Genomic DNA, 23,092 nt, shown 5'->3' on the forward strand with positions numbered 1-23,092 from the left:
ATTCTGCGAACGATTAGTCAGATAAACTGAATTATTACGTTAAAAAAATGATATTTATTCCCACTATTAATCGCGTAGAGTGCTTCTATTACTGATCTATAGAACCTTGCTGTGCAGGACGAATATGCTAAATATTTGTCTGAGTATAAGGATAAATACCCTATGAAGAAGATTGGCTTTTTATCATTCGGCCACTGGGCCCCATCGCCGCAGTCTGGTACACGTTCCGCCGCTGATGCACTACTGCAATCTATCGACCTTGCCGTTGCCGCTGAAGAGCTGGGTGCTGACGGCGCTTATTTCCGGGTGCACCACTTTGCCCGCCAGTTAGGTTCACCTTTCCCACTGCTGTCCGCGATTGGGGCGAAAACCAAAAGCATTGAGATTGGCACTGGCGTCATCGACATGCGCTATGAAAACCCGCTGTATATGGCTGAAAATGCCAGCGCCGCCGATCTGATCGCTGGAGGACGCTTGCAGCTCGGCATCAGCCGTGGCTCGCCAGAACAGGTGATCGATGGCTGGCGCTACTTTGGCTACCAGCCAACAGAAGGGGAATCAGAAGCAGACATGGCACGGCGTCATACCGAGGTGCTGTTGGATGTGTTGCGTGGCGAGGGGTTTGCAAAGCCGAATCCACAGCCTATGTTCCCGAATCCACCAGGCCTTTTGCGTCTGGAGCCTTATTCTGATGGGTTACGCGAACGAATCTGGTGGGGTGCTGGATCGAATGCCACGGCAGTATGGGCAGCGAAGCTGGGCATGAACCTGCAAAGTTCCACGCTAAAAGATGATGAAACAGGCGAACCTTTTCATATCCAGCAGGCACAGCAAATTCGTGCCTATCGGGCCGCCTGGGCTGAGGCTGGACATACGCGCACGCCACGTGTCTCCGTCAGCCGTAGTATTTTTGCCTTGATGGATCACCGCGATCGCGCCTATTTCGGCGGAAGCAGTAACGATAGTGACAAGGTAGGTTTTCTGGATGAAAACACACGCGCGATTTTCGGCCGCAGCTATGCCGCCGAGCCGGACGCACTCATCCAACAGTTAAAACAGGATGAAGCGATTGCCGAAGCGGATACGCTATTGCTCACGGTGCCGAATCAGCTGGGCGTGGATTACAATGCGCATGTGATCGAATCAATCCTGAAACATGTCGCACCCTCGATGGGGTGGCGAGCGTAGTCCAGCAGACTAACGCATTCAAGCCTATCCAATAGGCATCAAACCAACGATAACACCATCAAAAATCGGGAAGATTGAGGGGCTATTTTCACTCGAATCCTCCCGGTTTTCCCAGTCCCTGAAACGGTTCAACGCTTTTTAATGCTATTTTGAAAATATAGTTTCTGGACCTCTTGAATTCTCCCCCTCACTCGGCGTAGATTTAGCGCCGATCCCGTCATAACTAGTGTGACTCTGGTGATGACAACGGGAAAGATTACCCTTCGGTGACATCATCGGCAGCGTAATTATTTCCTTCCATAATAAAACGCACAATCGGGATCGTTGCTGGCGTGGTTTCTGCTGGAGAATAAATCGGTGAAGTATTTTTTTATGGGTATCTCATTCTGTTTAGTCGTTTGGGTGAGTACCTTTATGCTGATGGTAGAATAACCTGTCATTTGCCCGGCAAAGATTTATTCATTGAAGGGCACACACAGATAAAGATAAAAAAGGCTGATGGTATTTATACCCTCAGCCTATTTTTATGCCTGCCGATCGGCATTCAGCCGATGACTCGTATTGCCTTTGTTATTCTCTACAGATTGAATCCGTTCATTATCACGCTGAACACGCCGCCCATTGCCAGCCAGGGGCCAAAGGCCAGCGGTTTAGCCGTATCCTCTTTACGCAACCCGCGCCAGACGAGAGTAACGACCAACCCGCTCAGCGCCGCCACCAGAACCAGATTCGGCAATGCCTGCCAACCCAGCCAGGCACCCAGTGCAGCCAGCAACTTAAAATCACCGTACCCCAGCGCCTCTTTGCCCGTTGCGTATTTGAATACCCAATAAAGTAGCCACAGAGATAAATAACCGGCCATCGCGCCGACGACGGCATCATTCAATGAGACAAAGGTCTCCGATAAATTAAACAGCAGCCCCATCCACAGAAGCGACAGCGTAAGCACATCCGGCAGCAGCAGCGTTTTGATATCAATCACGGTCAGCACCAGCAGGAAGGACAGCAGAATCAATGCCCCCCACAGCGCCATACCGGGCAACCAGAGCAAACCCGCCGTCAGAAAAGCCAGCATAGTGATGACTTCCACTAGCGGATATTGCACAGACACCGATTGATGACAGCAGCGGGAGCGACCACGCAGCCACAGCCAACTGAATAGCGGGATATTATCTTTTACTGCAATAGCCCGCTGGCAGTGCGGGCAAGACGAAGGCGGCCACCACAGGTTGTAGCGAGTATCATGATCGGAATCGGCCATGCCCGCTTCAAGCTCGATGTCCTGCCGCCAGCGACGCTCCAGCATAATCGGCAAACGGTAAATCACCACGTTCAGAAAACTACCAACAATCAACCCCAACACGCCCAGCGCCCCAAACCACCACGCCGGAAACAGCTGTGCGAATTCCCTTAAATCGTCCACGTTAGTCCCTGATTGTTGATAAAGAAACGGTATGAATGAGCAGTTTATTTCTGCGCACGACGGCACAAAAATAACAACGCTTACCTCTATTAATTACAGCAAGCGCCCTTGAAAATTCAGCATTCTGGCACCCTGCTCGTCGGCTTTACCGATGGTTGCCAACAGCTTTTTCATCGTCGCGGGTAAGTCATTTCCGCTACTCAGCCGCCCCGTGAAACGATATTCGCCTTTCGGGGTGACGCTGCCTTTGCCAGACAATTGCAGATGTGAGGAGGTCTGCCGCAGGTTCGCTTCTAGCGCGCCTTGCTGGCAGCGTAACGTAGCCTGAGGTGTCGCAAGCACCAGTCCGCCCAGCGGCGTTTTCACTCGTGCGCCCGGCCAGGTTATATTGGCATCCAGCGACTGGCAGCCTGAACGATCGACCGTCGCCTCTTGCAGATCGAGCTGAACGTTGCCTTCGGCGCCGATGGGCACGATAAAACGCAGATGGCTGAATAAATAGCCCGCTGGCACAGAAAGCTGCCATTGATAAAACTGCGGCTGCTGCCAGCCGCGAATGATCCCGCGGCCTGCAATGCCTTCCGGGTTTTTAAACGCGATCTCCAGCGCGGGCATAAAGCCCGAGAAGGTGAGGTTCCAGTGCACATCGTCCAGCGTTAACGTGCGCCAGCTAAACCGTTGTAGATTCCCCTGCCACAGCGTTCCGGCAGCCTCTGCAACCACCATTCCGGCTGGCAGCGGCACGGCGGTGAGCAAACGGGCAGGCGCATAGCTCGCCAGGAACAGCCCATAGGCCAGAACCAGAGCGATACCTACGCCGATGCCGGACTTAAGCTTCATCCGCCCGTTCCAGCATCAGTCTGGTGACATCCACCATTCCGGGGCTTTGCTCGACGCCATTCACGTCCAGCGATATCACTTTTACGCCATTTTTCTGTTCCAGTTCGCCAAGCCAACGCAGCAGACTATTAAAGTCACTCTTCCCCAGCGTCACCGATGCCTGACTGCCCTGCGGCTGCAAACGCACAACGCTTAGTCCGTAACGCTTGGTGCTTTGTGAAATCAAGATCGGCAGACTGACGTCGCGCTGACTATTATCCCCCTCTGCCTGATTTCCCTGCGGAATCAATGAAGCCTGTTTCTGCATCCAGCTGACGGTCTGCTGCTCGCGGGAAATCGTGCGCTCCCACAGATCTTCCCGCTCCTGCCACGGCTGGAGAATAGCGTAATACACCAGACAGAGCAGAAGCACTGCCGCGCACACGACCATAAGCTGACGCTCACGCGGGCTCATCGCCTGCCAGCGTTGCCGTAATTCATTCATTGCTGGCTCCTTAACGTTAAGCGGCCTTCAACCCGATCGTTTTCCTGCCGCATCTCTCCCGCCTGTACCTGATAATAAGCGGCAGCCTGCTGCTGAAACTGCTCGAGTTCCTGATATGACGTGCCCTGCAACGCCAGCCGGAATTCACCCGCAGCGCCGTCGTAAGACAGCGACTGAATTTTGATCGCACTATTCTGTGTCATGAGTTGCTGTAAGGGATTCAATTGATCCAGCAGCGCTTTCCCTGCACCTCCGGCTGCCGTACGTTGCAGGTGCTGCTGCATCTGCGCGCGCGGGTTAACGACATTCGTTTCGGAAGGGAAAATCTGCCGATAGGTGCGCACGCTTTCCTGTCGCCAATGTTCAGACTGTTGATAGAGCTGGTAGTGCGCCCAGCCAGCATCTGCCACAACCAGCAGGAGGTAACAGGCAAACGCGATCCCGACGCCGCGCCACGGCAGCAGGGTGTTTTGCCAGGCTTTCTCCGGCGCATAGTCGCCTTGTCGCAGATCGACCGAGGCAGGTAAGTGTGCCGTTGCCGCCAGCGTGAAGAGATCCGTTTCCGGCTGCGCCTTCCACTCGCCCTCTTCCTGCCATTCGTACTGCGACAGCTCACCGCCGACCGATGCCGCGCTGTAGCTGTATATCGCAGGCAGCGGCATAGCGGCTTTCAGCAGATCACCGCACCAGGAGGACTCCGCCGCCATGGCATGGCCCGTCGGCTGGCGAAACAGCCACATGTCATCATGCTGCAACGCGCTCCAGCCATCCTGATGTTTCGGCAATACGCGGGCGTCAGGCAATAACGTATCGACGCTGAGCCCCAGCGCATCACACTGTGCCAGCCAACGCTGCATCCGGTTTTTTTCCACCACGGCAACCGTGCCGTCATCGCCATGAATTTCCAGCACAGCAAAATGCAGCTTTTCAATTTCCGTCGCCAGCAGGTCTTCCAGCATAAACGGCACGACTTGCGTCAGCTGACGCCGGGCCTGTCGGGGCAACGTCAGGGTATAAAACGTCACGTCAGTGGCCGGTACCAGAACGCGGGTGAAGGTCACGGACGGATAGGCCGCCAGCGCCTGACGAACCTGCTCTACGCTACCGCGCCCCTGACTCAGTAAACTTTCCCCATTGGATGAGCGCACCTGCCATTCGATCTCTCCCAGCTCTTCTACCGGAAGACGAACAATGAGGCACGGATGCCGAGCGATCGTTCCTCGATTTAATGGGGTTTTTGCGGCTTTTCGCTTCCATTTTCCCGCTATTTTCATGGATTCACCGTCCTATATCCTCCATATTGCCGCTGCACGACCTCTATCTTTTGTCCACTCAGATGAAGCAAGCTACGTTGATGGAAATCACTGTCGCCGACACGCACCTGGAGTTTTACAAAGAACCATTCACTTTTTACTGCCAGCACTCGCTGCGCAGTATTTTTACTATTCGGGGGCAATAGCCCAGTTTGTTGCAGAACTTCAATACTTGCCCACCCCATACGTGGCCGCTGCTGCACCAGCGCTTTTGCCTGCGACATCGTCATTTCGTTCAGGAACACGGCGGATAACAGCGGGGCATCAAATTCGGTTAGCGTGTTGATATTAATGGACATCGCATCCACCGGCAGCGCGCAGACATAGGGCAATAGCCGACGGTAGAGATCGCTGTCAATGCCATACACTGAGCGTAATTCGCTAATTTCACTCATTCTCTGATTCGCGGTACGATAAGGCACTGGCAGCGTGGCATAGACGTCGTCTTCCGCGCCGTTCGCCGACGGATAGTTATCTGCATCAATCCAGTCACGCACCGCCGCGGTAATTTTTTCTGCACGATCCGTTTCCTCGCCCAGATTTTTCAATAGCAAACGGAAAACCTGCGCCGGATAAGGCGTCTTCACCAGCGTGCTTTCGTTATCCACACCTTGATTGATCGCATTCACATTAAAGCAGGTACGCGCATCGCTAATCTGGCCAGTGATTTCGCCACCGTCCACGGGGAAACGGAGCCCCGGCTGCGACCAGTTCTGTCCGGCAAACGTACGCCCCGGCATACTCCGCGCATCGCGCTGTAATATCTGCCCGCTTAGCGTTTCCGCCCCTAATGCGTACCATTTCGCCTGCTGACGGCTCAAATGACTTTCGGTGCGCAAAAACGCTTTGCCTGTGCGCTCCGTAATCACCGCGGCAATCGTCACCATTAATGCCAGAATCAGGAGCACCACCAGCAGCGCCGCGCCGCGCTGACGCGACCTCATTTAACCGGCCCGGTGGTAATCAAAAATATACGCGACATCTCGCCGTAATCCCTTAAGGTCAGCACCACTTCAATCCCTTGTGGCAATTGCGTACTGTTGTCCCAGCGATCGCGCCAGGTTTTATTGCTGAAAAAGCGCAGGCGGAACCCGTCAACCTGTGTGAGAAGCGGTTTTACGCCTGGATCGAGCCCTTCAATCGGGTCAGGAGTCACATGCGTTAACCGTTCCAGCGTGTGTTCCCGCAGCCGATAGGCCACAGGCTGAAGTTCAGAACGCGGCAGAATACCAAACGGGTTCTGCCAGCCATTGCGCATAAAGCTGACGCCCCAGTCATCACTTTTTAACTGATCGCGACCGGCGTAAAACATCGAGGTACTTCCTCTGCTGCCGCGTGCGATCATCTGGGAGAAATCGTTGTCCATTTGTGAAAATGCGCGCTGTATTTCGGCCAGACGCTCAGCTTTACGCTGCGAAATTTCATCATTACGCATCACGCCGTTCAGCACCTGAAACGCGCTGAGGCTCAGCGCCGCAAAAATAGCGATCGCCAGAATCATTTCCAGCAGCGTAAACCCCTGCTGGCGTTTCTGTCGCGCGGGCTCTCGCCCCCTTCTTACTTGGCTACACATCCTTGTTTTACTAACCATTATTGCTTCACCACATAGGTGCGCAGGGAAGCATCGGCGGCAAAGGCGTCTTTATTACGTCGCACTTCCACATCCAGTGCTTTGGTCTGAGGGTCGCCAGTCTCTACGCCCTGCCAGCGCCAATGCCAGCGCAGGCCAGCGAACTGCGTCTCGCCTCTCACCCATGACGCTTCCGGCCAACGCTGTTCCAGCCGCAGTTGAACCTGCTGGTTTTCCGCCACCCAGCCTGCAAACGTCTTCTCTTCCAGCCGGCTCAGGCTGCTTGCCTGTCTGGCTGTCGTCTGCAAAACGGCAATACCTGCCAGCGCAAAAACACTCAGCGCGACCAGCACCTCCACCAGCGTCATCCCTTTCTGTCGTTTCATCGTTTCTTACCCTGACTCATCGACGTCACAAATCGCCCGGTGTTATCCACCTGGAGCCAATTCGAGAGCGCTTTGTCTTTAGACTTAACGAGCAGACGGAAAGGCGTGATTTCTCCACCGGGCAAAATCAGAATATCAGGGTCGTCACCACTCTGCGTTTTATCCACTTTTTTCCCATCGGCTTGCAGTAACTCAAGCCGTAATGCCTCGGGCAACGACGCCGATGCGCTCACCCGATGCGGTTGCCACGGCTGCCACTTGTAGCCCTGCCAGCGATCGCCGCTTGGGATCGGCGTCCCTTCCGATGCAGCGGGTCGCTGGAGTTGATAAAACTGCCAGCGATCGGGATGGATACGAACACCCAGCATGTATTCATTAATCTGACTGCTTTCAGCGGCAAATTCTAACTGCGCCTGAAAACGAGCCAACTGCCAGGCGCTGTCATTCTGGCGCTCGGGAGGAAACGCCATGACAACCATGCTAGCCGCGATGCCCGCCAGTAACACGACCAGCATCATTTCCAGCAGGGTGAATCCCTGCTGCTTCCTCGTTGACCGCTTCATTGCGCTTTTGCCGTCCTTTTCCCGCCGCCATCGATAGCAACTACCCACAACCCATTTGCAACAGTCACCAATAAAGACTGGCATAGTTATTTGAGGTTGCCGACAAAGTCCGTATGGCGGTAATAACGGATAGATCGTAAAGACGCTGTAAATACGTCCCTGTACGCTCGGCTTGCGCCATCCATGGCGCAAACGCTTTACTCTTCTATTCCGTTACTACCGTTCTCGTTCAATAAATAGGTTTGTCAACAATCTGCAACAAAGACCGACGTCTTTATTTCTTATCAAGATTCCAGTTGCCGATGTCATCTTCCGTTCCCGGCATGCCATCAGGCCCCAGAGAGAAGATATCGAGCTTGCCGTGCTGGCCGGGGTTCAGCAGTTGATAGTCCGTACCCCACGGATCCTGCGGCAGGCGACGGATATAGCCATCGGCTGGGTAGTTACGTGGTTCTGGCTGTACCGTCGGCTTCGTTACCAACGCCTTTAGCCCCTGCTCTGTGGACGGATAGCGGTTATTATCCAGCTTGTACATGTCGAGTGCGCTTTCCAGAGAGACAATATCGCTGACGGCTTTTTGCCGATCCGCCTTTTCCTTATTCCCCATCAGATTAGGCACCACCAGACTCGCCAGTACGCCGAGAATGACGATAACCACCATAATCTCCAACAGGGTAAAACCACGCTGACGATAACCGCTCTGACCATAACTATTTTGTCCACAACCACGCTGAGACTGTTGCATCCTTACTTTTCCTCATTCAATTGTTGGTTCTCTTACGAACTCATTAACGTATTCAGTTGCAGAATCGGTTGTAAAATCGCGAGTACGATAAACAACACCACCGCCGCCATGCTGACCACCAGCAGAGGCTCAAATAGCCCCAGCGCCAGCGTCATCTGCGAACTGAATTCCCGATCCTGATTATCCGCCGCCCGTTCCAGCATGCTGTCCAGCTCGCCGCTGCGTTCACCGCTGGCGATCATATGGCGCATCATTGGGGGAAAGAGCGCAGTCTGTTCCAGCGCTTTGTGCAGGCTGACGCCCTCTCGTACCGCATCCGTCGCCAGAGAGAGCCGATGACGGGCATAGTCATTGCTCATGACATCGCCGCTAATGCGCATCGCCTGTAACAGCGGCACCGCACTGGCGTTAAGAATGCTGAGCGTCCGCGCGTAACGAGCCGTATTTAAACCACGTGCTATGCGGCCGATCAGCGGTAAATGCAGCAGGCGTCGATGAAAACTGACGCGCCGCTTTTCCTGTCGCAGCATCACGCGAAACGCCATAAAACCAGCCAGCAATGCCAGCAGCATCCACGGCCCAAACGTGCGCACGGCATCGCTCATCCCCATCAATACGCGGGTTGAAAGCGGTAGCGCCTGCTTCATATGAATAAATTGCTCGACGACTTTCGGCACCACGACAGACAGCAAAATGCTGACCACGGCAATCGCGACCACGGTTAATACGCACGGGTAAATCATCGCCTGCTGAATGCGGCTGCGCATCTGCTGGCGCTGCTCGGTGTAGTCCGCTAATCGGTTCAACACGGCATCAAGGTGACCAGATGTCTCGCCTGCGGCGACCATCGCGCAATACAGCCGTTCAAAGCTGCCGGGGAAGCATTTCATGGCATCGGCCAGCGAGTGACCTTCCATGACCTTGCTGCGCACCGCCGCCATCAACTGGCTCAGCTGTGGCTTTTCGCTCTGTTTCGCCACTGCATCCAGCGCTTCTTCCAGCGGCAACGACGCTGCCACCAATGTGGCCAACTGGCGAGTCAATAGCGCCAAATCTGAGGTGCTGATCCGAATTTTTCGACGTAGGGAAAATCCTGTAGAACCGGATTTCTGCTGGTCGCCTCGGTTTTCATCAACCGACAGCGGCACCAACCCGCGCTCCCGCAATAGCTGACGCGCCTGTCTGGCAGAGTCGGCCTCCTGAGCGCCACGGCATTTTTTCCCCTGCGCATCCAGCGCCTGATAGTGGTACTGTGCCATATCATTCCTCTTTGGTTACGCGGATCACTTCTTCCCAGGTCGTGAGCCCCGCCAGTACCTTATCCAACCCGTCCTGACGGATGGTGGTTCGACTTCCCCCTAAAATCTGCGCAATCGCCATTTCACCGTCACTGCGGTGGATCGCGGCGCGGACGTCGTCATTAATCAACACCAGCTCATGAATGCCGATACGTCCCCGGTAGCCGGTAAAGCTACACTGCGGACAGCCAATGGGGTTATGCAGCAGCGTATCGGGCGCGATCCCCATCTGTTCAGCTTGAACCGGATCGACTGGCTGTGGCTGGCTACAGTCAGAACACAGCGTCCTGACCAGACGCTGCGCGAGTACGCCCAGCAGAGAAGTTGACAGCAGGAAAGGCTCGACGCCCATATCCTGCAAGCGGGACAGCGCGCCCAGCGCACTATTGGTATGCAGTGTGGATAACACAAGGTGACCGGTCAGCGAGGCCTGCACGGCAATCTGCGCCGTTTCACCATCACGAATTTCCCCCACCAGCACGACGTCCGGGTCCTGACGCAGAATGGCACGCAGCCCGCGGGCAAACGTCATATCGACCTTGGTATTGACCTGCGTTTGCCCGATGCCTTCCAGTTCATACTCGATGGGATCTTCCACCGTCATGATGTTACGTTCCGAGGCATTCAGGCGGCTGAGCGCGGCGTAAAGCGTGGTACTTTTCCCCGAGCCTGTTGGGCCGGTGACCAGAATAATGCCATGGGGACGATGGATCAGGCTGTCCAGCAGTTGCCGATTACGTTCCGACATGCCCAGCAGTTCAAGATCGAGCTTAACGCTGTTTTTATCCAGCAAACGCAGCACAACGCGCTCACCGTAGTTCGACGGCAGCGTGGAGACGCGCACGTCAATCGCCCGTCCCCCCACTCGTAGCGCCATGCGTCCATCCTGCGGGACACGTTTTTCCGCGATATCCAGCTTTGCCATGACCTTGATACGCGACACCAGCAGCGAAGCCAGCTTACGCTGTGGACGCAAAATCTCACGCAATACGCCGTCAACGCGGAAGCGGATCAGCAAATAGCGCTCATACGTTTCGATATGAATATCCGACGCTTTATTCTTAATCGCTTCGGTCAACATGGCGTTGATGAGGCGGATAATCGGCGCGTCGTCGTCGGCATCGAGCAAATCATCGCTGTCTGGCAATTCCTCCACCAGCGTATAGAAATCCATCTCATTACCGATGTCCTCCATCATACGCCGCGCTTCTTCCGAGTCGCGCTGATAGCTAATGACTAATTGCCGTTCAAACTCTTCTTCCGTAACGCGTTCAATCCTGAGCGAACAGCCTGCAACACGACGCGCTTCTAGCAAAGCGGCTGGCGGCGTTTGCGCGACACAAATCGTCTGCAAGCTCGCGTCATTTTCCCGCTGCAACAGCAGAATTTGCTGCGATCGCGCATAGGCAAAAGGCAGTATGGGGCGTAATTCTATTATCAGGGAGGCAGCGTCACTCATTTCCCGCCCGCCGGATAAAACGCCACAATCGAGGACTGAACCTGACGGAACGTATAAGCATTTCCACCTTCCGGCAAGCGCAGCAAATCGTTACTCAACAGCCCACCCTCACTGCCATTCACGTTTCGCTGTTTCTCTTCTTCAGCATTGAACGAGTGATACTTACTAGCGGAGGCGCTCTGGTATTGGCTGCGATCGCGAATAATAGAAGGACGGATAAACAGCATCAGGTTACGCTTTTTCGTTTCCGTACTGTTGGAACGGAACAAATATCCCAACACGGGAATATCGCCCAGCAGGGGCACTTTACTTGCAGACTCATTGGTACTTTTATCCAGCAAGCCACCCACCACCACGGTTTCGCCGCTGCTGACCAGCACCGCGTTATTAACGGTACGCGTATTGAATGTTGCCCCTAAATTGGAGCTGCTGCTGGAGGCAGAATCTGCCACGCTGGAGACTTCCTGTTCGATTTCCAGCAGAACGGAGTCACCTTCGTTAATTTGGGGCTTCACTTTCAGTTTGATACCCACCGTTTTACGTTCCACCGTTTGGAAAACGTTGTCGCCGGATGTCGTCTGCGAACCCGCCAATACGGGCACTTCCTGACCGACGTTAAACGTCGCTTCCATATTGTCCAGCGTCACAATACTGGGCGTTGCCAGAATATCGTTCTTGCTGTTGCTGGACAGCGCGGTCAGCAGCATGCTCCAGTTGCCCTGATAGAAACCAGCAGCAATCCCGTTGAAACCGCCAAGTGCTGCTGTCGCTGCTGTGCTCACCGTCCCATCACGTCTAAACTGGTCTGCCCCTGCCACCATTGTCGTGATCGGTAATCCCGTATTCGTGAATTGCGTTACGCCAGCATTTCTATTGGCCCACTGCACACCCAGGTTCATCCCATCACCATCTTGTATTTCCGCGATGATCGCTTCAACCAAGACCTGAGGACGGCGGATATCCAACTGTGCAATCACCTGCTCCAGATCGCGCATGATGTCCGGTGCGGCATTCACAATCAGGGAGTTGGTTTGCTCGTGTGCCTTAATCGAAATGTCTTTACGCAGCGCGGGCAACGCATTTTGCTGATCGGTTTGGATACTGTCGCCGACACCGGTGAGCACTTCGACCAGATCGGCAGCCTTGGCGTATTTGAGATAGATAACTTTGGTGTTGCCCTGTACCGCCTGCTGGCGATCGAGCTGCTTGACCATATCAATCACGCGCTGGCGTGAATTCGGCTCGCCGCGCACCAGCACCGAGTTGGTTCGCTCGTCCGCCACCACGTTGGCAGTCAACATGCCGGGCAAGGCGGATTTCTCATCCATCTTGTTCAGCTCATTCACCATCTTCACCACTTCCGTTGAGGAAGCGTAAGACAGCGGTATGCTGGTCACATTCCGATCGCCCGTCTGATCAACGCGTTCAACAATCGTCATCAGCCGTTGGATCACCCCCGCGCGGCCAGTCATCAGCAGCACGTTCGACGGTTCGTAATGCACCACACTCCCGGCACCCGCGTTGTCATTCAACTGGCGCAGCAGCGGTGCCAAATCACGGGCGGCGACGTTGCTGACGGGCACGACGCGCGTCACCACTTCATCGCCAATGCCAGGCTGTTCATCCGTGGCCAGCGGCATAGACGTCGATTTCGCATCCTTCGAGCGAATAATCTTCAAGACGTTGTTATCCATCGGAATCACGGTGAATCCATAGACATCCAGCACGCTCAGGAAGAACTGGTAATACTGTTCTTCGTTCATCATGTCATAGCTGCGTACGGTAATTGTTCCGCTGACCGACGGATCGATAATGACCGTCTTATTCAGATTCTTACTGACGGTATTAATAAACTCCTGAATATCCGTGCCTTTAAAACTGGCGGAGAATTCGGCGCTCCACGCCAATGATGACGCCATCAGCAAAACGCTCCCGCTGAGCAACAACATGCCCTTGCGGCGTAAATGACCAAGCCACTGGTTTTTATTCTTCGAAAAAACCTGACGCTTAAAAAATCCCTGTCCCTTGCTAAACAAATTAGTGGTCTCCATCCAGTGCCAGATATATATCCTGCTGTTGACCATCACGTTCGACGGTCAAATTAAATTTGCTCATCCCGGCTAGCTGCGCCATCGCCTGCTGTGCCTGATCCGCATCGCGTAAATCCATGCCGTTTAATGACACCGCGAGATCGTTATCCTGCAAGCCTGCGCGATAGAAAAGATCGGGATTTTTGCCGGGGTTTAGCTGATATCCTTTCAGTACTTCTTCTTCCGTGACGGGAGAAATGGTCAGGTAGTCCTGCGCCGAGAAGGGATCTTTTTGTATCTCGTCTTTCACTTGGCTAAATGCGCCAGACGACGACGGCGCGTCAGTCGCCTTTTCTTCCTGATACAAATGCAGCGCCTCGTAGCGCCCCTGATACTGGAGCACGACACGATCGGCAGAGATAGTCACAATTTTGGCTTCATAGCCCGGAATGGCATCGCCGACGTTGCGACTGTATTGCTGACTATCTTTAGCGATAATGGCAATCGAACGCTTGGCGTCTCCACTCGCCAACACCCCAGTCAGGCTGATATTTAACGAGGTTAGCGGAATATCGCCGGATAATGCGGCGTCGTTAACCGCAGACGCATCGGCATCGGGGGCATGGCCGAATAAGGTAAAATCACCCGGCGTAGCGGGTTTTTCTTTCGCCTGGGCAGGCGCGACCGACACGCCAGCAATGCGTGAGTCTTCAGGGAGGAGAAAGCGCCAGGTCAATACGGCCAACTGCTGACAAATCAGCAGCAAAATCAGCCCCAACGCGATACGTCGGATCAGTGGAGCGGGCAGTGACCGAAAAGTGGCAACCAACGAATGAAAAGACGGATCTTTAAAAGCTTGCAATCGTGCCATAGGTAATCATCCATAATACTCCCCACGCCGATTAGCGTGGGGAAAATGCCTTATTCCGTTGCGGCTTCCCGGGTGATGGTCTCATCACCGCTGGTCGTCAGCGCGGCATCATTATTTACACGGTCTTCGAGCCTGATATTTTCAATATGTCCGAAATTCCAGGCTCCCGGTACATTCTCAAAAATGACATTTTTAAATTCACTGTTCTTCAGGAACGTAATGTCCGTAGCTTTTACATTTTTGAATTTTACATTCTCAAAATGCAAGCCTTGGTGATAGGCATCACGTCCAAAAGAGAACTTATACGCATCAGCCATTTCAGCCACGGTCATCCCATCGACCAGGATGCTGTTTTTCTTCGCGGTCCCATCAACCGTGACGTTAGAAACGGTCACATCACGGAACTGTGCAGGCTCAGCGGCAGGCTGGGTATCGTTCACGTCCGCTTTATATTTAATCGTGAACACAAACGGCTCGTTGACAATATCACGCATCGCGTTATTACGGAATACCACGTCACGCGAGCCACCACCATAATAAGGTCGGCTCTTCATGCGCAGGCCAACATCCGTCTTATTCATTACGTTATCTTCAGCAACAATTTTTTCAATCCAGGCACCGGTATGGCTACCCGTAACCACCGCGCCATGCCCACGGCGGAAGTAGTTATTGAAGATCCAGGCACCGCTCTGCGCTTTTTGCCCCAGCGTTGCCACTTCGGCACCGTATCCCGCCGCAAAGTTTACGCTGTCATCACCCGTATCAAAAAAGTTATTAAATACCATGACGTTCTGGCTGTTGCCGAATTCAATGCCATCCGCATTATTGGCATCGTACGTCGTGTGTACCAGCGCATTCATTGCCACATTTTCGGATTCCAGCACCATCACACCGTGGAAAGCCGGGTTCAGAATCGTCAGCCCTTCCAGGTACATGTTGCTCACGCCGCGCAGCGTCATCAGGCTAGAGCGTCGGTTTTTGTACGCCTCATCCAGTAGCATTCCTTCAGAAACGGCTTTTGCCGTTTGGTCTTTTGCCAGAATACCGTCGCTGCCAACATTGGCGGCTTTACTCGCACGGTAGAGCGGCAATTCATTCTTTAACTCATCAATTTCAGTAATGTTTGTATCGGTGGCTTTAACGCCACGCGTCCAGCCGTTGCCATCAATGGTGCCCTGCCCGACGATACGAATATTTTTAAAGGTGCCTGCATGGCTGCTGCCCTGATCGTCTGCTTCCAGTACGTTAATCAGAGAAGGCGGACGCTTCGGCAATTTAGGTGAGCTGTAAGGGTAGAGATAATAGCCGCGAGCGAGTGGATAATCGTCACCGTTTGCCGACCCCAGCAATGTGGCGCCTTTCGCGACTTCAAACGTCATATCGCTGTGCAGGAACAGCGCCCCCGTTTTAAACGTGCCCCCTTCAACCACGACTTTACACCCTTTCGGATACGCGGCTGGCGTACAGTCATCAATCGCCTTCTGAATCGCCACCGTGTCGTTGGTTAAGCCATCGCCTTTCGCACCATAGTTGGTCACATTCAGTGAAGCTGGTGTCGCCGTCGTTTTCTGCACGACGGTTTCACTATCAACGGATTCTTTGCCGTCGTCATAAAGCGCACGCACTGTGAAGCGGTATTCCGTTTCCGGTGACAGATTAGCCACCTTGAAATTATGGAAGCTGACGCGGACATGCCAGTTATCGGTATCAATCGAATTGTAGAAATTATCGATATAGGGCTTGGCCGGTGAATGGGCGTTCTGGTTATCAATGGTTCCGCCCAGTAAGGTTCCATTCATGTAGACACGGTAATCCTTAATGCCAGCGGCAGGTTTGGTCGGTTTTTCCCAGGCAAGTACCACGCTGTGGTCATCATAAGCCAACGTCGGCACTTTAAGATTTTGTGGTGCGGCGGAACGATCAACACCGACATCCGGCGTTGAGTCGCTATCGCTGCATCCGGCAATCAGGCCGCTCAGGACTAATGTTGCGCAGAGCGTAAGACGGGTACGAGGTAAAAAGTCAGTCATAGCATTTCCTGTATTTTTACTATTATTTTTCCCGATGTATTTCGCCCTACAGCAGAATCGTTGCCACAGAGCGAAACCTATCGGCAGAGGGTTTACAGATAAAAATCAAATAAAAAAATAACGGGTTGAATCAGACGATCTACGGCAGAGCAATATCCAGTTTCCCCGCGCCGGCATTCTCCAGGACGTATTTCTCAACGGCGGCAATGGATTTCCCGGCGCTATACGTATAAGGCGGGCTCCATTCCAGTTCATTGGTGCAGGTTTCCAGCGCCCATGCGGGTACGGCTTTCCCAGAATTTGTAGCGGCTGCCTTCTCGGCTTCTTGCAATGTGCTGCATTTGTCTAATGCGATTTGATTTAAATTGCTTGCCGGATTGCCATTGAACCAGGAGCCGTTGTCTTTAAATTTGCTTCCTTTGTAGGCACCGATAATCAACTTTTCATCCGCCCCGCCGCCTTGGAAATTAAACACGTTACTTTCGGAAAGAATAGATGAATCGAAGCCCATCCCAATGGCATACAGAATGGGGTAATTCGTATCCGTTGCCCCACGATGGTAGTTATTCAGCAAATGCACCTGACCAAAACGCACGCGCGGTGAACGCTGCACGCTGTTATCCCATAAATTGCCTTCAAACGTGATTCGGTATTCCCCTTTATCACCATCGCCGGAGCCAATTAATACCGTTTTGTCATGTTGGTCGAAGATGTTGTAGGAAATCGTCAGGTAATCGGCGCCATCCTCTATATCCAGCAAGCCGTCGTGGCGTTGGATATGCTTACCAAATAGCACCGGTTCTAAATGGTCTGGATATTCACCGTCCGTAAACGTGCAGTGATCGATCCAGACATTTTTGCTGGCATTAATCGACACGGAATCATAACGTGCATTCCAGTTGCCTTTATCGCCGTCGCCCGCGTCCCAAGCCGGAGCAAAGTCACGTGGTGCCTGAAACGTAATATTGCGGATAATGATGTTGCTGTTATCCGTTTTGCCGAACGTCTGGCTCAGGGTATTGAGGGATAAATAGCCTTCCACCAGTTTGGCTTCACTACCCACGCCTAAAAGCGTGGTATTTGGCGGTACCTGAAATTGAATCTGCGCCTTCTGGTTGTTGGCATACTGCGAACGTTGACCATTCTGCCTTTTCAACAGGTTAAGCTGTGTGCTGGCCGCCGCCGCGTCACTTCCACCCGCATCCACCGTCGCTTTCAACTGCGCCATATAATTTTGATCGAATGCTTTGACGTATAAGTCAAAATCAAACGTTGTTTTATTCGGTTTAGTTTTATAATCCTCAGCATTGGCATAGCGTCCATTGCCTAAGTCATCACCACGGATAGTGCCTTGCCAGTAGATAATTTTTGGTTCTAATTTTGCTTTCAATTCCGCATCGGCATCACCGGCGATATAGCGGGGGCTGCGGATATTATTTAATGCGTCTTTTAATTCCTGACGACTGGTGACGACATAAATGCTATTTTCAAGCGCGCCTTCGCCCCCCGTCGTCGCATAAAATTTACCATCCGTATTATGATATTGCGCAGCCCAGCCAAACGGTGCCGTTTTCACCTGCAAATCTGGCGGGGTCGCTTCTGCCACTGGCTGCTGACTATTATCACACCCAGAAAGCACAAGCCCGGAAAGGGCAATAGCTACCGCACAGGTGCGTAAACGACCAGTCCCAATAACCGTTCTAAACATGTTATCCCTCAGTATTTTTTAATTATTAAAATAGAAAAATAAATCCGCACAAAACCCTGCGATATTAATCGCATACTTTAAAAGTACTTTTATTCTTAATGTTGTGGCAGATTGACACGTCCCTTATTGATGAAAAAGCAGCACACTATCTGTAGTCAAAAACCACATAATAATACTGCCCATTTAGCACTCGGGACTGTTAATTAAATAATGATGGCACCACCCCACGCTGATTGATTATCGAGCACCAAAAAGAAACGTTATACCTACAATGGTAAAACATGGTTTCATTAAAGCAAATTCACACGTTTTTTTTGCGACCCGCATCAAGATTCCATCTGTGATTATTATGACTGTAATAGTTTTTAATCAAAATGGAGGAACTGTCACATAACCGAGAGATTCAGTTTTCTGGCTCTTTCTATTTTTTGCAAAATAAGGCAGACGGCACCATCCTACTCGCCCGACTTTGGTTTATGATGTGATGCTACACGACCTAAAATATGCCCTAAACACTTAAGGATGAGCGCGTGGATAACGCACCGGACGCAACGACACACTCACAGCCAGCACTGCTTGCCAGATACCCGATGCCCGGTTATCTGATGATTATTTATGCTCTGCTTTTTACTGCACTCGGCTGGTTCAGTCACCAGCGCTGGGGTAACCCTGCTTCTCCGACGACCACGTTAGCGGCTCAAGCTGCCACCTTGCCCGCGGCAGAGGAGCAAACGCCAACTGCACTCGCCGCTACCCCTCACCCAAGTGAGGCCCATACCGATACGCCGACCTCCTCAGAGAAGAGGACCACGCTGCCGCTACCCGCCATCAGCAATGGTGAGATTCCGCCGCTGGCCTACAGTGCACATGTTTACACGTCGGATGAAACCAAGCGCAGCATCACGCTCAACGGCCTGCAATTCCGTGAAGGGGATTCGCCAATAGAAGGGCTGACCATAGAACAGATCCAGCAGGATATGACCATTTTCAGCGTAGAAGGTGAAGTGTTTATTCTGGAAGCACTGGAAGATTGGCCGGGCGGAAAATTCAACGAGAATGAACGTTCCGCCGACGGTAAAAGTGGAAGCGCGACGCCTTAGCCTTGGCTGCGAATGGCCTCAATAAACGGCGTCAGCGTACGGTTAAATTCCGAACACTGCGCCTCTTTTGGCGTACTGTCTTTCAATAACCCTTGATACAGGCTTTCACTGCGCTGCGGTAAAGCCTGATAGCTCGCGACATTCCAGCCTCGTTGTTTCGCTACAGCCAACGCAACATTGGCAATCGTCGCATCATCGGGCAGATCGCTGCGGTTACACTTCGATTTAAGGTAGCGGGTAGCCGCAACCAGCGATGCCAGTTGATTCAGTTGATCGTTAGGAGAAACCGTTACCGCAGAAGACTGGCCTGCCACTGTTCCTTTTTGGGCAGACGTTCCTGTTTGTTGGCACCCGGCCAGCGTGACGCAAAGCAGCGTTAACGCAGAAATTTTAGACAGAGATAATGACATGACAAACTCATCCTGATTGAGATTAACGGTAGGCATTCTAGCAAATGATAAGCCGCTGTCACGGCATGTTTATGTGCTCCCAGTCAGCCGACTGAGAGCCACAGTTATCAAGAAATCACTATCAGGCAGCCGTGCCCTTGCCGGGTAAGGATTTGGTGGTCGGTAAGAGACCGTCAGCGCGGAACATGGCCTTAATACCGCGCACCGCCTGCCGAATACGATCCTGATTCTCAATTAAGGCGAACCGAACATGGGTATCGCCATAATCGCCAAAGCCAATGCCGGGGGAGACACAAACTTTCGCTTCTGCCAGCAGTCGCTTGGCAAACTCCAGCGACCCCAGATGCGCATAGGCTTCAGGAATTTTCGCCCAAACGTACATTGAAGCTTTCGGCTCATCAACCATCCAGCCCGCCTCGTGCAGACCACGCACCAAAACGTTACGGCGCTGGCGATACTGCTCGGCAATATCCCGCACACATTGCTGATCGCCTTCCAACGCAGCAATCGCCGCAACCTGCAACGGCGTAAATGTGCCGTAATCGTGGTAGCTCTTAATCCGCGCCAGCGCGTTGACCAGCTCTGGATTGCCGACCATAAAGCCGATGCGCCAGCCCGCCATGTTGTAGCTTTTTGACAACGTGAAGAACTCTACCGCGATGTCCTTCGCGCCGGGAACCTGCATGATCGACGGCGCTTTCCAGCCGTCATACACGATGTCGGCATAAGCCAGATCGTGGATCACCAGCACGCCGTACTGTTTCGCCAGCGCCACAACGCGTTCGAAGAAATCCAGCTCGACACACTGCGCTGTCGGGTTCGACGGAAAGCCGAGAATCATCATTTTCGGCTTCGGAATACTCTCGCGGATAGCGCGTTCTAATTCATTAAAGAAATCGACGCCTTCCACCAGCGGCACAGAACGCACCTGCGCCCCGGCAATCACCGCACCATAAATGTGAATCGGATAACTGGGGTTAGGCACCAGCACCGTATCACCATGATCCAACGTTGCCAGCATCAGGTGCGCCAGCCCCTCTTTGGAGCCAATCGTGACGATCGCTTCACTTTCAGGATCGATATCAACCTCATAACGATCGGCGTACCAGCGGGAGATCGCACGGCGTAAGCGCGGAATGCCTCGGGATGTCGAATATCCGTGAGTATCTTCGCGTTGTGCGACCGTACAGAGTTTTTCCACGATATGAGGAGGGGTCGGGCCGTCAGGGTTACCCATGCTGAAATCAATAATATCTTCGCCGCGACGACGCGCAGCCATTTTTAATTCAGCAGTAATATTAAATACATACGGGGGAAGACGATCGATGCGCGTAAAACGGCGCGGAGAAGTAGAATCAGCCATAACATCCTCAGATTAACGTGAGCGCCCGGACCGTCCGAGCGACGCAGTGCCTGTAAAGGCACTCTACTCAGCATCATTCAAATCGCAGTAAACCCGTTTTCGTTGACGACAGCTTTCGTTAACTACAATTTCGTTAACTACAAGGGTACAGGCGACCTGAAGTGTGATGAGCTTATTCAAGCTATCTCAGATAATTCGCCCTGTCGATACCGTGCTCATAAATTTTTCCAACCCGGAATTAAGCCTCATCGATTTCTGGCTACGATCGCGAAAAATGGAGAATACGCACCGGAAGAAGCATTACACTTGATGACCCGTTCAGACCTTGCAAATAAGGCACTGATGCCAGTGAGGCACAGGATGGTTAATCCGAGAGTAACCTTATGACTGAGATGCGATATTTCACCGAGAGTTGGCCAATAGAAGGCGCATTTACCATTTCACGTGGCAGCAAGCGTCAGGCGGATGTCGTTGTGGTGGCGCTCCAGTCCGGCAACGTGACAGGCTACGGCGAATGCGTTCCTTATTCACGCTACGGCGAATCCCTCGACAGCGTAATGGCACAGATTGCTTCACTGCACAGCGACGTCCGTAACGGTTTAGATCGAGAGACGCTGCAAACCATCCTGCCCGCAGGTGCGGCGCGCAATGCACTCGATTGCGCATTCTGGGATCTGGAGTGCAAACAGTATCAGCAGCGTATTTGGCAGCGTTTGGATCTCCCTTCGCCTACGCCGTTGGAGACGGCCTATACGCTATCCCTGGATACGCCAGACCGTATGCGCCACGCCGCAATGCATCATGCCAGTCGCCCTCTTCTCAAACTAAAACTGGCGGACGCAAACGATCTGGCCAGAGTTGCTGCAGTGCGCGAAGGTGCGCCATTAGCTCGCCTGATTGTGGATGCCAATGAAGGATGGGACACCGAACGTTATCTGACGCTGGTTCCTGAACTCGCGGCGCTTGGCGTAACGATGATCGAGCAACCTTTCCCAGCAGGCAAAGACGATGTGCTGGCAGACTTGCCCCGCCCGATTCCCGTCTGTGCCGATGAATCCTGTCATGACAGTCAGTCGCTGGCCGCTCTGGTCGGCCGCTATGACATGATCAACATCAAGCTGGATAAAACCGGCGGACTAACTGAAGCCCTGCGTCTGCGAAAATATGCGCAGGAGCAAGGTTTAAAAATTATGGTCGGCTGCATGGTGAGTACATCGCTCTCGATGGCACCCGCATTTGTCGTGGCACAAGGTGCCGCCGTGGTCGATTTGGATGGCCCGCTGCTCTTGCAGCGCGACCGCACTAACGGACTGCACTATAACGGTAGCGAAATATTACCGCCCAACGCATTATTGTGGGGATAACGCGCGTTAACCTGCATTGAGCAACTATTAAGGAGTGTTGTGATGCAACGTCTTGTTTATGTTGATGGACAGTATTTAGAAGAAAATGAAGCAAAAATTTCTGTATTTGACCGTGGTTTCCTATTTGCCGATGCCGTCTATGAAGTGACGGCAGTCATCGATGGCAAGCTGGTTGATTTCGCCGATCATATCACTCGCCTGCAACGCTCCTGCCGCGAGCTATCGCTCACGTTGCCTGTCACACCTGAGGCGCTCAGAGAGATTCACGATGCGCTGATCAATAAAAACGATCTGAAAGAAGGCGCGATCTATTTACAACTTAGCCGTGGCAATGCCGGCGATCGTGATTTCTATTTCCCTTCTGCTGACGTCAAATCCACACTGGTTTTATTCACTCAGGCACGTTCGCTGGTCGGTAACCCGAAAGCCACAACGGGCCTGCACGTTGTCACCACTGAGGATATTCGCTGGCATCGTCGGGACATCAAAACCATCAGCCTACTCGCCGCCAGCCTGGCAAAAGAGTATGCCCATACTAATCAGGCCGACGACGCTTTCTTTGTTGAAGACGGTTTCATTACCGAAGGCAGTTCCTGCAACTGCTACATCGTCCTGCATGACAACACGATTGTAACGCGCCCACTCAGCAACGCTATTCTGCACGGTATTACGCGTCAGTCCCTGCTCAAGCTGGCAGAAAAGGATGGTATTGCGCTGGAAGAACGCTTTTTTACGCCGGAAGAGGCGTATCACGCCAAAGAGATTTTTGTCAGTTCAGCCACCATGCTTGTTCTCCCCGTCGTGATGCTGGATGGAAAAACAATCGGCGACGGCAAGCCTGGAAAAGTGACTCAGCGGTTGCGTGAAATTTATCTCGATATGATTAGAATAGCCGCGCCTCACGCTCTGTAAGCACGGCTTCGATGTTCATCCGTTACCCGTTCACT

General features: G+C 52.9%; 22 protein-coding genes. 5 read left to right on the plus strand and 17 right to left on the minus strand.

Features of this window, described 5'->3' with window-relative positions; genetic code table 11:
• Window positions 1-162: 162 nt before the first annotated feature.
• Window positions 163-1,188, plus strand: a complete 1,026-nt coding sequence (locus QWJ20_RS15770) for an LLM class flavin-dependent oxidoreductase (protein WP_433992965.1) — start codon at window positions 163-165, stop codon at window positions 1,186-1,188.
• 357 nt (window positions 1,189-1,545) lie between these two features.
• On the plus strand, window positions 1,546-1,620 hold the full coding sequence (gene ypdK / locus QWJ20_RS15775) for a membrane protein YpdK (RefSeq protein ID WP_099606229.1): 75 nt from the start codon (window positions 1,546-1,548) through the stop codon (window positions 1,618-1,620).
• 145 nt (window positions 1,621-1,765) lie between these two features.
• On the opposite strand, the gene QWJ20_RS15780 is transcribed toward ypdK, so the two are convergent.
• The 15 genes from QWJ20_RS15780 to QWJ20_RS15850 all read right to left on the minus strand — a co-directional run bounded on the left by QWJ20_RS15780 (window position 1,766) and on the right by QWJ20_RS15850 (window position 17,908).
• Entirely contained in the window at window positions 1,766-2,611 is an 846-nt protein-coding gene (locus tag QWJ20_RS15780; RefSeq protein WP_433992966.1) for a prepilin peptidase, read from the minus strand.
• 93 nt (window positions 2,612-2,704) lie between these two features.
• Entirely contained in the window at window positions 2,705-3,451 is a 747-nt protein-coding gene (locus tag QWJ20_RS15785; protein ID WP_433992967.1) for a type II secretion system protein N, read from the minus strand.
• A complete protein-coding gene (gspM, locus tag QWJ20_RS15790) occupies window positions 3,441-3,935 on the minus strand; it encodes a type II secretion system protein GspM (RefSeq protein ID WP_433992968.1) in 495 nt (164 codons plus the stop codon). Before gspM ends, QWJ20_RS15785 begins: the two co-directional genes overlap by 11 nt.
• Window positions 3,932-5,209, minus strand: coding sequence for a type II secretion system protein GspL (gspL, locus tag QWJ20_RS15795; protein ID WP_433992969.1), 1,278 nt, complete (start codon window positions 5,207-5,209; stop codon window positions 3,932-3,934). The genes gspM and gspL overlap by 4 nt, the downstream gene beginning before the upstream one ends.
• Window positions 5,206-6,192: a type II secretion system minor pseudopilin GspK gene (gene gspK, locus QWJ20_RS15800; protein ID WP_127156085.1), complete on the minus strand. Its 987-nt coding sequence runs from the start codon at window positions 6,190-6,192 to the stop codon at window positions 5,206-5,208. Before gspK ends, gspL begins: the two co-directional genes overlap by 4 nt.
• A complete protein-coding gene (gene gspJ / locus QWJ20_RS15805) occupies window positions 6,189-6,839 on the minus strand; it encodes a type II secretion system minor pseudopilin GspJ (RefSeq protein WP_224073418.1) in 651 nt (216 codons plus the stop codon). Before gspJ ends, gspK begins: the two co-directional genes overlap by 4 nt.
• Complete coding sequence (gene gspI / locus QWJ20_RS15810; RefSeq protein WP_109411441.1) at window positions 6,839-7,204, minus strand: type II secretion system minor pseudopilin GspI; 366 nt, start codon at window positions 7,202-7,204, stop codon at window positions 6,839-6,841. The genes gspJ and gspI overlap by 1 nt, the downstream gene beginning before the upstream one ends.
• Window positions 7,201-7,767 (minus strand): type II secretion system minor pseudopilin GspH, encoded by a 567-nt coding sequence (gspH, locus tag QWJ20_RS15815; RefSeq protein ID WP_095700116.1) that lies wholly within the window; start codon window positions 7,765-7,767, stop codon window positions 7,201-7,203. Before gspH ends, gspI begins: the two co-directional genes overlap by 4 nt.
• A 274-nt stretch (window positions 7,768-8,041) precedes the next feature.
• On the minus strand, window positions 8,042-8,512 hold the full coding sequence (gspG, locus tag QWJ20_RS15820; protein ID WP_048329249.1) for a type II secretion system major pseudopilin GspG: 471 nt from the start codon (window positions 8,510-8,512) through the stop codon (window positions 8,042-8,044).
• 32 nt (window positions 8,513-8,544) lie between these two features.
• Complete coding sequence (gene gspF / locus QWJ20_RS15825; RefSeq protein WP_095700117.1) at window positions 8,545-9,771, minus strand: type II secretion system inner membrane protein GspF; 1,227 nt, start codon at window positions 9,769-9,771, stop codon at window positions 8,545-8,547.
• A gap of 1 nt (window position 9,772) precedes the next feature.
• The gene (gspE, locus tag QWJ20_RS15830; protein ID WP_233967398.1) at window positions 9,773-11,269 is read right to left on the minus strand and encodes a type II secretion system ATPase GspE; all 1,497 of its coding nucleotides are present in this window, start codon (window positions 11,267-11,269) and stop codon (window positions 9,773-9,775) included.
• Window positions 11,266-13,218, minus strand: coding sequence for a type II secretion system secretin GspD (gspD, locus tag QWJ20_RS15835; RefSeq protein ID WP_167385230.1), 1,953 nt, complete (start codon window positions 13,216-13,218; stop codon window positions 11,266-11,268). The genes gspE and gspD overlap by 4 nt, the downstream gene beginning before the upstream one ends.
• A gap of 88 nt (window positions 13,219-13,306) precedes the next feature.
• Window positions 13,307-14,170 (minus strand): type II secretion system protein GspC, encoded by an 864-nt coding sequence (gene gspC / locus QWJ20_RS15840; RefSeq protein WP_095995083.1) that lies wholly within the window; start codon window positions 14,168-14,170, stop codon window positions 13,307-13,309.
• Window positions 14,171-14,220: 50 nt separating this feature from the next.
• Entirely contained in the window at window positions 14,221-16,200 is a 1,980-nt protein-coding gene (locus QWJ20_RS15845) for a glycosyl hydrolase family 28 protein (RefSeq protein ID WP_433992970.1), read from the minus strand.
• Window positions 16,201-16,339: 139 nt separating this feature from the next.
• Window positions 16,340-17,908 carry a pectate lyase family protein gene (locus tag QWJ20_RS15850; protein ID WP_433992971.1) on the minus strand — a complete coding sequence of 523 codons (1,569 nt, stop codon included), beginning with the start codon at window positions 17,906-17,908 and terminating at the stop codon, window positions 16,340-16,342.
• A 530-nt stretch (window positions 17,909-18,438) separates the two neighbouring features.
• Between QWJ20_RS15850 and gspB the strand changes: the two genes are divergently transcribed.
• The gene (gene gspB / locus QWJ20_RS15855) at window positions 18,439-19,008 is read left to right on the plus strand and encodes a type II secretion system assembly factor GspB (RefSeq protein ID WP_226308523.1); all 570 of its coding nucleotides are present in this window, start codon (window positions 18,439-18,441) and stop codon (window positions 19,006-19,008) included.
• Here gspB and gspS read toward each other — a convergent pair.
• Together gspS and alaC are read right to left on the minus strand one after the other, a co-directional pair.
• Window positions 19,005-19,418 (minus strand): type II secretion system pilot lipoprotein GspS, encoded by a 414-nt coding sequence (gene gspS, locus QWJ20_RS15860; RefSeq protein WP_095700124.1) that lies wholly within the window; start codon window positions 19,416-19,418, stop codon window positions 19,005-19,007. The two genes, gspB and gspS, sit on opposite strands and share 4 nt — an antisense overlap.
• Before the next feature lie 121 nt (window positions 19,419-19,539).
• Window positions 19,540-20,781, minus strand: coding sequence for an alanine transaminase (gene alaC, locus QWJ20_RS15865; protein ID WP_349718606.1), 1,242 nt, complete (start codon window positions 20,779-20,781; stop codon window positions 19,540-19,542).
• 383 nt (window positions 20,782-21,164) lie between these two features.
• On the opposite strand from alaC, the gene dgcA reads away from it, so the two are divergent.
• Together dgcA and QWJ20_RS15875 are read left to right on the plus strand one after the other, a co-directional pair.
• A complete protein-coding gene (gene dgcA, locus QWJ20_RS15870; protein ID WP_433992972.1) occupies window positions 21,165-22,145 on the plus strand; it encodes an N-acetyl-D-Glu racemase DgcA in 981 nt (326 codons plus the stop codon).
• A 42-nt stretch (window positions 22,146-22,187) separates the two neighbouring features.
• Window positions 22,188-23,057: a D-amino-acid transaminase gene (locus tag QWJ20_RS15875; RefSeq protein WP_433992973.1), complete on the plus strand. Its 870-nt coding sequence runs from the start codon at window positions 22,188-22,190 to the stop codon at window positions 23,055-23,057.
• Window positions 23,058-23,092 lie beyond the last annotated feature (35 nt).

This window comes from Pectobacterium sp. S5, assembly GCF_051707265.1.
GTDB lineage: Bacteria > Pseudomonadota > Gammaproteobacteria > Enterobacterales > Enterobacteriaceae > Pectobacterium > Pectobacterium polare.